15 protein-coding genes are annotated in these 12,531 nt (G+C 68.7%); 11 read left to right on the top strand and 4 right to left on the bottom strand.

Annotated elements, in window-relative coordinates:
- The first annotated feature begins 6 nt into the window (after positions 1–6).
- From ACYVDN_RS08850 to ACYVDN_RS08815, 8 genes are read left to right on the top strand one after another with little or no spacing between them, the layout of a single operon-like run.
- Entirely contained in the window at positions 7–783 is a 777-nt protein-coding gene (locus ACYVDN_RS08850) for an HAD family hydrolase (RefSeq protein ID WP_460570494.1), read from the top strand.
- Positions 780–1,802 carry a type 2 periplasmic-binding domain-containing protein gene (gene phnD / locus ACYVDN_RS08845; protein WP_460570492.1) on the top strand — a complete coding sequence of 341 codons (1,023 nt, stop codon included), beginning with the start codon at positions 780–782 and terminating at the stop codon, positions 1,800–1,802. Before ACYVDN_RS08850 ends, phnD begins: the two co-directional genes overlap by 4 nt.
- 53 nt (positions 1,803–1,855) lie before the next feature.
- A complete protein-coding gene (phnC, locus tag ACYVDN_RS08840) occupies positions 1,856–2,683 on the top strand; it encodes a phosphonate ABC transporter ATP-binding protein (protein WP_460570490.1) in 828 nt (275 codons plus the stop codon).
- Positions 2,680–3,486 carry a phosphonate ABC transporter, permease protein PhnE gene (phnE, locus tag ACYVDN_RS08835; protein WP_460570488.1) on the top strand — a complete coding sequence of 269 codons (807 nt, stop codon included), beginning with the start codon at positions 2,680–2,682 and terminating at the stop codon, positions 3,484–3,486. Before phnC ends, phnE (ACYVDN_RS08835) begins: the two co-directional genes overlap by 4 nt.
- A complete protein-coding gene (gene phnE, locus ACYVDN_RS08830; RefSeq protein WP_460570486.1) occupies positions 3,483–4,400 on the top strand; it encodes a PhnE/PtxC family ABC transporter permease in 918 nt (305 codons plus the stop codon). The genes phnE (ACYVDN_RS08835) and phnE (ACYVDN_RS08830) overlap by 4 nt, the downstream gene beginning before the upstream one ends.
- Positions 4,401–4,451: 51 nt before the next feature.
- Positions 4,452–5,315, top strand: a complete 864-nt coding sequence (locus tag ACYVDN_RS08825; RefSeq protein WP_460570484.1) for a MurR/RpiR family transcriptional regulator — start codon at positions 4,452–4,454, stop codon at positions 5,313–5,315.
- 44 nt (positions 5,316–5,359) lie between these two features.
- Positions 5,360–5,776: a group III truncated hemoglobin gene (locus ACYVDN_RS08820; protein ID WP_460570482.1), complete on the top strand. Its 417-nt coding sequence runs from the start codon at positions 5,360–5,362 to the stop codon at positions 5,774–5,776.
- A complete protein-coding gene (locus ACYVDN_RS08815) occupies positions 5,773–6,468 on the top strand; it encodes a helix-turn-helix transcriptional regulator (protein WP_460570480.1) in 696 nt (231 codons plus the stop codon). Before ACYVDN_RS08820 ends, ACYVDN_RS08815 begins: the two co-directional genes overlap by 4 nt.
- On the opposite strand, the gene ACYVDN_RS08810 is transcribed toward ACYVDN_RS08815, so the two are convergent.
- Positions 6,458–6,892, bottom strand: coding sequence for a hypothetical protein (locus tag ACYVDN_RS08810; protein ID WP_460570478.1), 435 nt, complete (start codon positions 6,890–6,892; stop codon positions 6,458–6,460). The two genes, ACYVDN_RS08815 and ACYVDN_RS08810, sit on opposite strands and share 11 nt — an antisense overlap.
- 65 nt (positions 6,893–6,957) lie before the next feature.
- Between ACYVDN_RS08810 and ACYVDN_RS08805 the strand changes: the two genes are divergently transcribed.
- Positions 6,958–8,010 (top strand): NAD(P)H-dependent flavin oxidoreductase, encoded by a 1,053-nt coding sequence (locus ACYVDN_RS08805; RefSeq protein ID WP_460570476.1) that lies wholly within the window; start codon positions 6,958–6,960, stop codon positions 8,008–8,010.
- A 152-nt stretch (positions 8,011–8,162) separates the two neighbouring features.
- Here ACYVDN_RS08805 and ACYVDN_RS08800 read toward each other — a convergent pair whose 3' ends face one another.
- Positions 8,163–8,786, bottom strand: a complete 624-nt coding sequence (locus ACYVDN_RS08800) for an NADPH-dependent F420 reductase (RefSeq protein ID WP_460570474.1) — start codon at positions 8,784–8,786, stop codon at positions 8,163–8,165.
- A gap of 123 nt (positions 8,787–8,909) precedes the next feature.
- Here ACYVDN_RS08800 and ACYVDN_RS08795 point away from each other — a divergent pair, with 123 nt between their 5' ends.
- Together ACYVDN_RS08795 and ACYVDN_RS08790 are read left to right on the top strand one after the other, a co-directional pair.
- Positions 8,910–9,419, top strand: a complete 510-nt coding sequence (locus ACYVDN_RS08795) for a MarR family winged helix-turn-helix transcriptional regulator (RefSeq protein ID WP_460570472.1) — start codon at positions 8,910–8,912, stop codon at positions 9,417–9,419.
- 22 nt (positions 9,420–9,441) lie between these two features.
- Positions 9,442–10,557, top strand: a complete 1,116-nt coding sequence (locus ACYVDN_RS08790; RefSeq protein WP_460570470.1) for a M24 family metallopeptidase — start codon at positions 9,442–9,444, stop codon at positions 10,555–10,557.
- Position 10,558: 1 nt separating this feature from the next.
- Here the strand turns inward: ACYVDN_RS08790 and ACYVDN_RS08785 are convergent, their stop codons facing one another.
- Together ACYVDN_RS08785 and folE are read right to left on the bottom strand one after the other, a co-directional pair.
- The gene (locus ACYVDN_RS08785) at positions 10,559–11,788 is read right to left on the bottom strand and encodes an NAD(P)/FAD-dependent oxidoreductase (RefSeq protein WP_460570468.1); all 1,230 of its coding nucleotides are present in this window, start codon (positions 11,786–11,788) and stop codon (positions 10,559–10,561) included.
- 37 nt (positions 11,789–11,825) lie between these two features.
- Positions 11,826–12,470, bottom strand: coding sequence for a GTP cyclohydrolase I FolE (gene folE, locus ACYVDN_RS08780; RefSeq protein WP_460570466.1), 645 nt, complete (start codon positions 12,468–12,470; stop codon positions 11,826–11,828).
- Positions 12,471–12,531: the final 61 nt, after the last annotated feature.

The raw sequence follows: 12,531 nt of genomic DNA, 5'->3' as shown, positions 1-12,531 counted from the left end.
GCAGACGTGCCCACGAGTTCCGCCCAACATCTGCCCGTGCTCGTCCTCGATTTCGACGGCACGGTGTGCATCGGCGATGCACCGGTATGGGCATACGCGGAGGCCGCGATCGCGGCCATCCCCGCCGACATCCCCGGTCGCGACGACGTCGTCGCAGACATCCGCACACGCCTGAGCGCGTTCCTCGACGGAGCTCCCGGCCGCGGAGACTACCTCGACGGTTACGCGGCGGTCGCTGCGCTCACCGCAGGCTACGTCACGGCGGAACAGCTCGACGTGGCCTACCTGACCAGCAGGCAGGAGCTCGCCTCAGGCGCTCTCGCCGTCTCGACGCCGCCCGGCCTCGCGCGCTTCCTCGACGAGATCGGACGCGGCGTCGAGCGCGTTCTCGTGACGAACTCTCCTCGTGACGGTGTCGCCGAGACGCTCGGCGTGCTCGGCCTGCGATCGGTGATCGACCGAGTCGTCACGGATGCCGGCAAGCCGACTGGATGGGAGCGCATTCTCCCCGAGCTTCTGGCCGGCCGTCCCGCCGACGCACTGATGTCGGTCGGGGACATCTGGCGCAACGACCTCGCTCTTCCGGCGGAGGCCGGATGCGCGACAGCGTTCATCGACCGCTTCGGGACCGGCGTCGGGCATCCGAGCCTCGTCGCCCCTCGCTTCGAGGACCTCTACCTCGGCATCTCTTCCTGGGCTGCAGACCCCTCCGCGTTCGTCACCACTACTTCTCCCTCTCTCACGCACCCTCCCCGCACACCTACACACGAAGGAATACGATGAAGATCGCAAAGATGAGCATCGCGGCGGCCGCCGGCCTCGGTGTCGCCCTCACACTGGCGCTCAGTGGCTGCGGAGTCACGCAGCAGACCGCTGCAAGTGGCTCGACGGACGGCGCCTCCGCCGTCTGCTCCGGAAAGTCCGACGGGAAGGCCGCTGACCCCACGCAGCTCACCCTCGCGCTGGTGCCTTCCGGCGACGCGAAGAAGCTGGTCGAGACCGTGAAGCCGCTCGAGGAGGCGCTCACCCAACGCCTCGGCATCCCGGTGAAGGGGGTCATCACGCAGGACTACCAGGCGGCCGTCGAGGCGATCGGCAGTAACCAGGCGCAGATCGGCATGCTTCCGAGCCTGCAGATGAGCCAGGCCTGCGACAAGTACGGCGCGGTACCAGCCCTGCAGACGCAGCGCGCGGGCAAGAGTACCTACGCCGCCCAGTTCTTCACGAACAACCCCGACAAGTACTGCACGGACACGCCGGTCAAGGGCGCCAACGGCATGCTGTACTGCAACGGCACAGAGAGCGGCACCGGCCCTGCAGGGCTTTCTTCGATCAGCAAGATCAAGGGCGCGACCGTGTCGCTTCTGCAGGCGGCTTCGCCCGCCGGCTACATCTTCCCGGTCGCCGCGATGAAGAAAGAGGGCGTGGCCCTCGACGACATCAAGACGACGCAGGTCACGGCGAACGACGCGAGCGTGCTCGCCGTCTACAACGGCGATGCCGAGGTCGGAACCAGCTACTGGGACGCCCGCTCGGTCGTGCAGGGCGACACCCCCGACGTCGGTGACAAGGTAGTCGTCTTCGCGCTGACCGACGAGATCCCGAACGACGGCGTCTCGATCAGCTCCGGTCTGAGCGAGAAGTGGCAGACGAAGATCTCCGACGCGATGAAGTCGTACGCCAAGACGAAGGAGGGCGTCGCAGCCCTCACCGCCATCTACCAGATCACCGGTCTGGTCGACGCCGACCCCGCGAGCCTGCAGAAGACGCAGCAGGCTGCGGCATCCATCGGCCTCGGCTGATGACGGAAGGGGTCGAGGCTATGGTCGCGTCGGCCCCTTCGTCGTTACGCGATATGGCCACGAATGCGGAGGATGAACAGGTGAACGAGACCGGAGCGGCTATCGGCTTCGAGCACGTCGGGGTCACCTACCCCAACGGATACCGCGGCCTGCATGACGTGAACCTTCGGATCGAGGCCGGCGAGATGGTCGCGGTCGTCGGTCTCTCGGGTGCGGGCAAGTCCACGCTCGTACGCACGATCAACGGACTCGTGCCGATCACCTCCGGCCAGATCACTGTCGGCGACGTCGGTCTGAACGGCCTCGGCGGCGCTGGTCTTCGCAGGCTGCGCAGCGACGTCGGCATGGTCTTCCAGAGCTTCAACCTCGCCAAGCGCACCACCGTGCTCAACAACGTGCTGATGGGCAGGCTGTACCGCACTTCGGGGTGGCGAACGCTGCTCGCGGCATGGAAGAAGGACGACGTCGAGCTCGCCATGCAGGCGCTGGAGCGCGTCGAGATCGTGCAGAAGGCGTACGCGAACGCATCGGAGCTCTCCGGCGGACAGCAGCAGCGCGTCGCCATCGCGCGAGCTCTCGCGCAGAGGCCGAAGGTGATTCTCGCGGACGAGCCGACGGCATCCCTCGACCCGCCCACCTCGCACGTGGTCATGCGCGACCTGCAGCGCATCAACGCCGAGCTCGGCATCACCGTCGTCGTCAACCTGCATTTCCTCGACCTCGCGCGGCGGTACGGACAGCGGCTCGTCGGCCTGCGCGCCGGCGAGATCGTCTTCGACGGGCAGGGAGCGGATGCCGACGAAGGTGTCTTCGAGGCGATTTACGGCCGCTCCCTCACCGCCGAAGACGTGCTGCCGAGCCAGGCCGTGGAGTTGTCGTGAGCTCGTTGGGTGCTACAGGGGTTTCGAGACGCCCGACGAAGCCGCGAACGTGGTGGAAGACGCTCATCGTGCTCGGCGTGATCGCGGGCATCACTGTGTGGTCGTCCATCGCCATCGGCGTGGACTTCGCCGCCATCGTGCAGAACGCGAGCAACGCCGCGAACACGCTCATCCAGCTGATGCAGCCGGACTACGCGTTCTTCCCGCAGACGGTGCCTGCGCTGCTGCAGACGATCCAGATGGCCATCATCGCCACGGCGGCCAGCGTCGTGATCGCGCTGCCCGTCTCGTTCTGGGCGTCGAGGGCGACGAACCCGAACAGCGTGACCCTGGGCATCGTGCGTTTCATCATGAACGTCGTGCGCAGTGTGCCCGATCTGCTGTGGGCGTCGCTGTTCGTCACCGTCATCGGCACCGGCGCCCTGTCGGGCATCCTCGCGCTCGTGCTCTTCAACCTCGGCATCATGGCGAAGCTCGTATCGGAAGCGCTCGACGGACTCGACCGCGGCGGACAGGAGGCGGCGCTCGCCGCGGGAGCGAGCTGGTTCAAGGCCAACCGGCAGGCGATGGTGCCGGAGGTCGCGCCCGTGTATGTGTCGCAGACGATCTACGTGCTCGAGCTCAACATCCGGGCATCCACAGTGATCGGCCTGGTCGGCGCCGGCGGTCTCGGCATGCTCATCGACCAGGTGCGCACCTTCTACCAGTACCACTACCTGAGCCTTGTCATTCTGGAGATCCTTGTGATCGTCGTGCTCCTCGAGCTGCTGAGCTCGTTCGCCAGGAAGCGGCTGATCAAGTGACCGCCGTCGGCACCAGCGCGGCGGGAACGCGGCAGCGGCAGCAGGAACGGCCGTCGAAGCCGCTGCACCTCGGGACGAAACTCGTGTGGCTCGTCGTGACGGTCGTCGTGGTCGCTGCGTTCTGGAGCATCGACCTCTCCTGGGACGCCTTGCTGACCCTGCCTCAGAAGATGGTGCAGTACCTGGGCCTGATGTTCGCCCCTCCGGCGTGGTCGTCGCTTCCGGCGGCCCTCGGTGCGGTGATGCTGTCGGTCGCGATGGCGTGGTTCGGCACGCTCCTCGGCATCCTCGTCTCGTTCCCGCTCAGCCTGCTCGCCGCCCGCGGCCTCATGCCCGCCGTCGTGCGCTGGCCGCTGCGCGGGGTCTTCGCCGTGCTGCGCGCCGTGCCCGAGGTCGTGATCGCCGTGCTCATGCTCTCGGTCACCGGGCTCACGGCGTTCACCGGTGCCCTCGCGATCGCGATCGGCTCGATCGGAACCCTCGGCAAATGGGGGTACGAGAGCTTCGAGTCGGTGGAGCGCGGCGCAAGCGAGGCCGCGACGGCCGCGGGAGCCTCCCGTCTGCAGGTCATGAGGTGGGGCGTGTGGCCCACTGCGAAGCCCGACGTGTACGCGTTCTGGCTGTACCGGTTCGAGATCAGCGTGCGGGCATCCGCGATCCTCGGCCTGATCGGCGCGGGCGGCATCGGCAAGATGCTGGTCGACAACATCCAGTTCAGGGTCTGGGATGTCGTCGGCATGCTCATGATCGTGGTCGTCGTCGTTACCATGGCGATCGACCAGCTCTCCGGCATGCTGCGCCACCGCATCATCAAGGGACGCTGGGAGCTTCCGATCGTCACCGCCCTTCGACGGCGCTCCGCGAAACGTGCCGCAGCAGAGGCGATCGAGCTGAGGGTCACATCGGATGACTGAGCGCGGCCGGGTACTCAGCGGCCAGTAGGGTTGCGACGTGGAGTCGAAGCGATGACCGCGGCGAAGCCGGGCGAGGTGATGGCGACGATCCGGTCGCTGATGCCTTCGCTGCTGCCGACGGAGCGAGCCGTTGCCCAGGTGCTGCTGAGTCGCTCGAACGAGATCGTCGAGCTGAGCTCGCAGCAGGTCGCCGATCTGGCAGGCGCATCGCGCGCGACGGTTGTGCGCACCTGCCAGAGCCTGGGGTTCAGCGGCTACCAACAGCTTCGCGTGCTGCTCGCCCGCGACGCCGGGTATCAGCCGGCCGACACCGAAGTGGCGCCCCCGGTCATGGACGGCGCTGCAGGGATCGTCGCCGAGACGTTCCGTCACGTTCAGGCGAGCGTGAACGGCATGCTCGCACTGCTCGACGACGCCGAGGTGGCCCGCGCCGTCGATGTGCTTGCCTCAGCCGACCGGGTCGTGGTGGTGGGGAACGGACTCTCGGCGCCGCTCGCGCAAGACGCGGCGGGACGCCTGACGAGCATCGGCCGGCCAGCCGAAGCGCCCATGGATGTCATCGGTCAGCAGATCACCGCGCGACTCCTCGGCCCCGGAGATGCCGTGCTGTTGTTCAGCGGCAGCGGGGCCAACGCCAGCACGCAGCGCGTGGCCGAGGCCGCGACGGCCGGGGGAGCGACAGTGATCGCCGTCACCGCGTTCGCACGTAGTCCGCTCACCCGGATCGCGGGTATCACGCTCGTGGTCACGATGCCCGACCTGACGTTCCGCGACGAGATCACGCTGACGTCGCGGCTTCCCCAGGCCATCCTCGTCGAGGGACTCATCGCCGCGCTCACCCATGCGCTCGGCGACCGGGCCCAGCGGGCCAAGGCGCTCGCGCTCGACGCGATCAGCGACAACCTCGTGGAATGAATTAAAAAGCATCGGGATACGTTTAATTCGCTACGATGCTGGTCATGGACACCCTTCGCGATCTCGTCGATCGAGACGACGTTGCCGACCTAGTCGCTGCCTTCTATCGCAGGGCGTTCGACGACGAGCTCCTCGGGCCGATCTTCATCGACGTCGCCCACATGGATCTCGACCACCACATGCCGATCATGTGCGACTTCTGGCAGACGGTGCTCTTCAACGCCGGGCTCTACCGGCGCAATGCCCTGCAGCTGCACTTCCTTCTGCACGCGAAGCATCCGCTCGGTGACGAGCACTTCGACCGCTGGCTTCAGCTCTGGACCACAACGGTCGACGCGCACTTCTCCGGCCCGGTCGCCGAGCGGGCGAAGCTGCAGGCAACCCGGATCGCGGGCTCGATCAACCGGCGTCTGCAGGGCAGATCCGGCACCGAGTTCGAGACGATCGGGCTGAGGCCGTGAACGCGGCGGAGTCGGAAGCAGCTGCCGCACTCGAGTCGAGCCCGCGCAAACGGGTGCTCGACGTGTTGGTCGGCTCGCGACATCCTCTCGATGCCACGAGGATCGCTGAGGCGCTCGGCGTGCACGTCACCACCGCACGCTTCCACCTCGATCAGCTGGAGGCTACGGGCCTCGTTCGGCGACAGGCGACGAAGGAGCAGCGCAAGGGTCGACCGCGCATGGTGTACTCGCCTGCCCCCTCGCTCCGCGCAGCGGATGCGCGCGAGCAGCTCATCGAGGTGCTGGTGGGGGCGATCGGCGGCGAGCGCGCCGGCGACGCGGGTGCAGCACGGGCATCGGTTGCGGCGGGGGAGCGGTGGGCGGAGACGTTGCGCCAGGAGCCCGAAGAGGCACGAGATCCGGTCGACGGCCTCGTCGGTGTGCTCGACTCGCTCGGGTTCCAGCCGGAGCGTTCGGGCGACGATGTGCTCATGCACGAGTGCCCGTTCCGCGAGGCGGCGCGCGAGCGGCCGGATGTCGTGTGCTCCGTTCACCGCGGCATGATCGAGCGCCTGCTGGGCGGCTCGGTCGGCGGCTCTCGCGACGTACGACTCATCCCGTTCGTCGAGCCGCAGCTCTGCGTCGTCGCCCTGGGCGGCGCGGGATCGGTGCCCGCTGGCGGAGTCGAGGGATCCGGTGCCGCTACACGCTGACCAGGCCGAGCACGCCGATCCAGACGAGCAGCACGACCTTGAGCACCTCGAGGCCGATGTAGCCGAAGTGCAGGTTGTGGCGGGGCATCCGCTCGGCCGTGTCGCCGGCACGCACGCGCTGGTCCATGAGTGGACGCAGCACGAGCGCCCCGATCGCGAGCATGATGAGCAGTGCGATCGCCAGGCCGAGCGACCACGCCGACGCCGTCGGTCCCTGCACGAGCACCGAGACGAGGAGCACGATGGCGGCGACCGCCTCCACCGTGTTGAGGGCGCGGAACACGAGCCGTCCGATGCCGACTCCGAGCTCCACCGTGATGCCAGGCGCCCTGAACTTGATCGGCGCCTCGAGGAACGAGATGCCGAGCACGAGTCCGAGCCACACGAACGTGACCGCGATCTGGATGCCGTGGGCGACGCTCATGGTGTGCCTTTCGTGATTAAAGCGGATGCAATTCCTTTTTATCAGATGGAAAGTGGAGGTATGGGATGAGCGATCTCACGCGACTTCTGGGCGTTGACGCGCCGATCGTGCTCGGACCGTTCGGCGGGCTCTCGTCAGTGGCACTCACAGCAGCGGTGAGCGAGCTCGGCGGCCTCGGATCGTACGGGCTCTACGGGTACGACGCCGCGCGCATCCGTGCGACCGCGGATGACCTGCAGTCGGCGACCTCGCGCCCGTTCGCCCTCAATCTCTGGCTCCCCACCGGTGCGGAGCGCGACGCGACCGACGAGGAGTACGCGCTGGCCGCGGAGGCGACCCGTCCCCTCTTCGAGCGCGTGGGGATGACCGTGCCCGAGCGTCCGGCACGCTACCTTCCGCCTCTCGAGGAGCAGGTTGAAGCCGCGTTGGATGCCCGGCCCGCAGTGCTGAGCTTCGTGTTCGGTGTGCCTGCGCGCGACATCCTCGACGCTGCCCACGAACGCGGCATCGTCGTGCTCGGCACGGCGACGACCGTCGACGAGGCCGTTGCTCTCGCCGTCGGGGGTGTCGATGCGATCGTCGCCAGCGGATCGGAGTCGGCCGGGCACCGCGTGTCGTTCCTCGAGCCGGCCGCGGACTCGCTTGTCGGTACGTTCGCCCTCGTGCCTCAGGTGCGGGATGCCGTCGAGGTGCCCGTCATCGCGGCCGGTGGCATCGCGGACCGTCGCGGGGTGGCCGCGGCGTTCGCCCTCGGAGCGGACGGAGTTCAGGTGGGCACGGCATTTCTGCGCACCACAGAGTCCGCGGCGAGCGATGCGCATCGAGCGGCCATCGCGGGAACCCCCGCGCATGGCAGCGTGCTCACGACAGCGATGAGCGGAAGGCTCGCCCGCGGGGCATCCAACCTCGCCGTGCGCACCATCGAGGATGCCGGCGCGATCGCGCCGTTCCCGGTGCAGAACTGGCTGACCGGCCGGTTCAGGGCGGAGGCCGGTGCCCTGGGCGACGGCGAACTGCAGTCGCTGTGGCTCGGGCAGGCGAGCAGCCTCGCCACGTGGGATGACGCCGCATCGGTCTTCGCCGAGCTCGCGGAGGGGCTGCCCACGGCCGCCGGTTGAGAAGCACTCGGCGTAGCCGCGCGCGTCATCGTGGGTTGAGGAGCTCGCGGCGTAGCCGCGCGCGTCTCGAAACCCGAACACCTGCGCGGCCAGGTTTCGAGACGCCCGCCTGCGGCGTGCTCCTCAACCCACGGGGCTGAGCGGCCCGCCGCCTAGGCGCGAACGGCGAACCCGCCGGTCCAGCCGATCTGCTCCCGCACGGCGAGCACCATCTGCAGGAAGCCGAACGCCTCGAGCTCGCGAGCGCGCTTGAGCGATCCCGCGTCGGCGACCGGGAGGCCGGCTGCGGCGAGTACGCCGGAGAGCGAGGCCTTGGCCGCGTCGTCGTCACCGGCCACGACGACCGTCGCGGGAACGCCGCCGACGGAACCGGACGCGAGCGTTGCGGCGAAGTTGGTGTTGAACGCCTTCACGACGGCGGCGCCGGGCAGCTTGGCCTGCAGCTCGGCAGCGGCCGAGGAGTCGGCCGACACGGTGAGGCCGTCGAACGTCGCGAAGTCGACCGGGTTGGTCAGGTCGACGACGGTCTTGTCATCCAGCTGGGCCCCGTAGGTCGAGACGACGTCGTCGAGCGCGGGGTAGGGGAGTGCGAGTACCACGATGTCGCCGGTGATCGCGTCACCGAACACCGCTGACACGCCGCCCACCTGCTGGGCGAGCTGCTCCGCCTTTGCGGCATCGCGGTCGATCACCTGCACGCTGTCTGCACCCTTCGCAACGATGCCGGCGATGGCCGATCCCATGTTGCCCGTTCCGATCACGGTGATGCTGGTCATGCTCTTCTCCCTCTGTTCGTCGTGCTCGACATCCGCGAGCCGCTCTAAACTTGTTGCATCTGCAACTAATGAGAGCTAACAAGTTGCCGGTGCAACTATTCCCGATCGCTGAGGTGATTTCTCATGGTGCTGTCCGTTCCCCGCATGGACCCGCTCGAGTCGAGGGCGTGGCTAGCGCTCGTGGCCACCGCGCAACTGCTCCCCGCCGCCCTGGATGCGCAGCTGCGCGCCGACGCCCAGATCACACACTTCGAGTTCATGGTGCTGAGCGGGCTGCAGCGCGCGAAGGACAGCACGCTGCGGATGACCGACCTCGCCGCCATCGTCGACGCGACCATGCCCCGCATGTCCAAGGTCGTCGGCAAGCTCGTGGAGCGCGGGCTGGCCGAGCGTGCCGGAGGAGGTTCAGACGGAAGGGTGATCAACGTGCGGCTGACCTCCGCGGGGCGCAAAGTGCTGGTGCGGGCCCTGCCCGGCCACCTCGCCCAGGTGCGCGACCTCGTGATCGACCGGCTCGACCGCGATCAGTTGGAGGCGCTCGCCGACATCCTCGAACCCGTCGTCGAACGCCTCGACCCCCAGCGGCGCATCGGACAACTGGCCGCCTCCGGTCCTGGCGGCGCCGAAGACTGAGGGCGCCGCTACGCTGTCGAGCATGGCAGGCGAACGTTTCGACACCGCGGTCTATCTGAAGCGCCTCGAGCGGGCCAGGGAGCTCGCCGATCGCGCGGGGCTCGATGCCGTCGTCGTGACGCCGGGCGCCGACCTGCAGTATCTGGTCGGCTCGAGGGCGGCCACGATCGAGCGGCTCACTGCGCTCGTCATCCCGCGCGACCGCGACCCGTACGTCGTCGTTCCGCAGATGGAGCTCGCTGCTCTCCGCCCCTCTGCGATCGGGGAGGCCGGGCTCGAGATCCGTGACTGGGTGGACGGGCAAGACCCGTACGCACTCGCCGTCGACGGGCTCGGGGTCGTGCACCGGCTGGCGGTCGCAGACGCGATGCCCGCGCTCCACACGGTCCCGCTCGCTGCGACGGCTGATGCCCGGCTGGAGCTCGCCACTCCCGTGCTCCGCAGTCTGCGCATGGTGAAGGACGACGCGGAGATCGCGGCACTGCGCGAGGCGGGCGCCGCGATCGACCGCGTGCACGCTCGCATGGGCGAGTGGCTCAGAGCGGGCCGGACGGAGCGTGAACTGGCCGCCGACATCGCGGCCGCGATCGTCGAGGAAGGGCACGCGTCCGCAGACTTCGTGATCGTCGCATCGGGGCCGAATGGAGCCGATCCGCACCACGAGGTGTCCGACCGGGTGATCGGTGAGGGCGAGACCGTTGTCGTCGACATCGGAGGGCCGACCGCGCTCGGGTACAACTCGGACAGCACGCGGACCTACGCGACGGGTGACGTGGGGGCCGACATCCTGAACGCCTACTCGTCCCTCGAGCTGGCCCAGCGTGCGGCGGTCGAGGCCGTGCGCCCCGGTGTGACGGCGGAGTCGGTGGATGCCGCCGCCCGCGACGTGCTCGCCGCCGCCGGTCTCGCGGACCGGTTCATCCACCGCACCGGCCACGGCATCGGGCTCTCGGTGCACGAAGAGCCGTACATCGTCGCGGGCAACGACCTCGTGCTGGAGCCCGGCATGGCGTTCAGCATCGAGCCCGGCGTCTACTTCGGCGGCGAGTGGGGTGCGCGCATCGAGGACATCGTGGTCGTGTCGGCCGACGGAGTCGACCCGCTCAACCTGCGGCCCCACGGCCTCGCGATGCTCTGACTCACAGATCGCTGAGCGGCACGTTCGCGTCGACCAGCCTGCCCGGATCGACGGGTCTGCCCTCCGCGATGAGCGGTTTGACCTGGTCGACGACGTCCCACACGTTCACGTTCATCGCGGCGAGGATGCGATCGCCAGGGTCGACCCAGAACGCCACGAACTCCGGCCCCGCAAGGTCTCCGCGCACCAGCACCCGGTCGTACGAGCCTCTCGGGGCGTGCCCGATGTACTCCATGCCGAGGTCGTACTGGTCGCTGTAGAAGTAGGGCAGCTCGGCATAAGGGGTGTCGTCGCCTAGGAGCGAAGCCGCCGCGGCGGCCGGCTGGTTCAGCGCGTTCGCCCAGTGCTCGACCCGCACTCGTCGCCCGAGCACCGGATGATCGTGGTTGGCGATGTCGCCGACCGCGTAGATGTGCGGGTCGCTGGTGCGCAGGGTGCCGTCGACCAGAACGCCGTTGTCGATCTCGAGCCCGGCGGACTCCGCGAGGGCGAGATCGGGAGCGACCCCGACCCCGACCACGACGGCGTCCGCAGCGATCGTCTCTCCGCCCTCGAGCCGTACTCCGGTGGCCCGGACGCCGTCTGTCGTGATCTCAGCGAGGCGGGCGCCCAGCCGCAGGTCGACCCCGTTGGCCCGGTGCAGGTCTGCGAAGACCGCGGCCGACTCGGGTCCGAGCACGTTGAGAAGGGGAAGCTCGAGCGCCTCGATGACCGTCACGGCGGTTCCAGCGGTCCTCGCCGCGGCGGCCACCTCCAGACCGATCCAGCCCCCGCCGATGATGGCCAGGCCGCGGCCAGAGCCGAACGTCGAGCGGATGGCATCCGAGTCCTCGACCGTGCGCAGGGTGTGCACTCCCTCGGCATCCGCACCGGGTAGCCGAAGGCGTCGCGGCACCGATCCGGTGGCGAGCACGAGCCTCTCGTAGCCGAGGTCGGGGCCGGAGTCGAGGCGCACCCGATGGGCGCTGGCGTCGACATCCGTCACGCGCGTTCCGGTCAGCAGTGTCACGTCGTTCGCGGCGTACCAGTCTGCGAGATGCACGGTCGCGTCCTGAAGCGACGACCTGCCCGCCAAGTAGTCCTTCGACATCGGAGGACGCTCGTAGGGAAGATGGGCTTCGCCTGGGACCAGCGTCAACTCACCGTGGTAGCCGCGCTCGCGAAGAGCCTCCGCGGTCTTCGCGCCGGCGAGACCTCCGCCCGCGATGACGATGTGCTCCGGGGTGCTCATGCGATGTCTCCTTCGATGCGATGGCGGTGGCTCAGGGTCAGGACGCGAGCCCGCACAGCGACAGGAACTCCTGCCGCGAACGCGGGTCGTCGCGCAGTCGGCCGAGCAGTGCCGAGGTCACCGTGCTCGTGCCGGTCGCCTGCGCGCCGCGCAGCGTCATGCAGGTGTGCTCGGCCGAGATGACCACGCCGACCGCCCGCGGGTGCAGGTGCTCGTCGAGCCACCGGGCGACCTGCTGCGTCAGACGCTCCTGCGTCTGGGGGCGGCACGCGAAGTGCTCGACCACTCGCGCGAGCTTCGAGAGGCCGACGATGCGCTCGCCGGGCAGATAGGCGACGCAGGCACGGCCGGTGAACGGGAGCAGGTGGTGCTCGCAGACGGAGCGCACCGGAACGTCGCGCACCAGCACGAGCTCGTCGTACCCCTCGTCGTTCGGGAAGGTGGTCAGGTCGAACGGTCGGGGAGTGAACAGCTCGGCCCACGCCCTCGCCATGCGGCCGGGCGTTGCACGCAGGTGCTCGGACTCCAGCGAGACGCCGAGCGCCTGCAGAAACTCCCTCGCCGCGTTCTCGGCCCTAGCCAGATCGGGCTCGTCGGAGGCGCGGACCACCCGAAGCGGCGCGACCTTGGCGGGATGACCGTCATCGGAGTCGGCGGGATGTGCGACATCCCTCATCGCCATGCTGTTCATCGTGCGGCCGTCCCGTCGCTCATCGCTCTCGTACCAAGTCGCTCATAGTTCT

Source organism: Humibacter soli (assembly GCF_054779035.1).
Note: the sequence above shows the minus strand (reverse complement) of the source record. Positions and strands in the feature narration are given on the sequence as shown.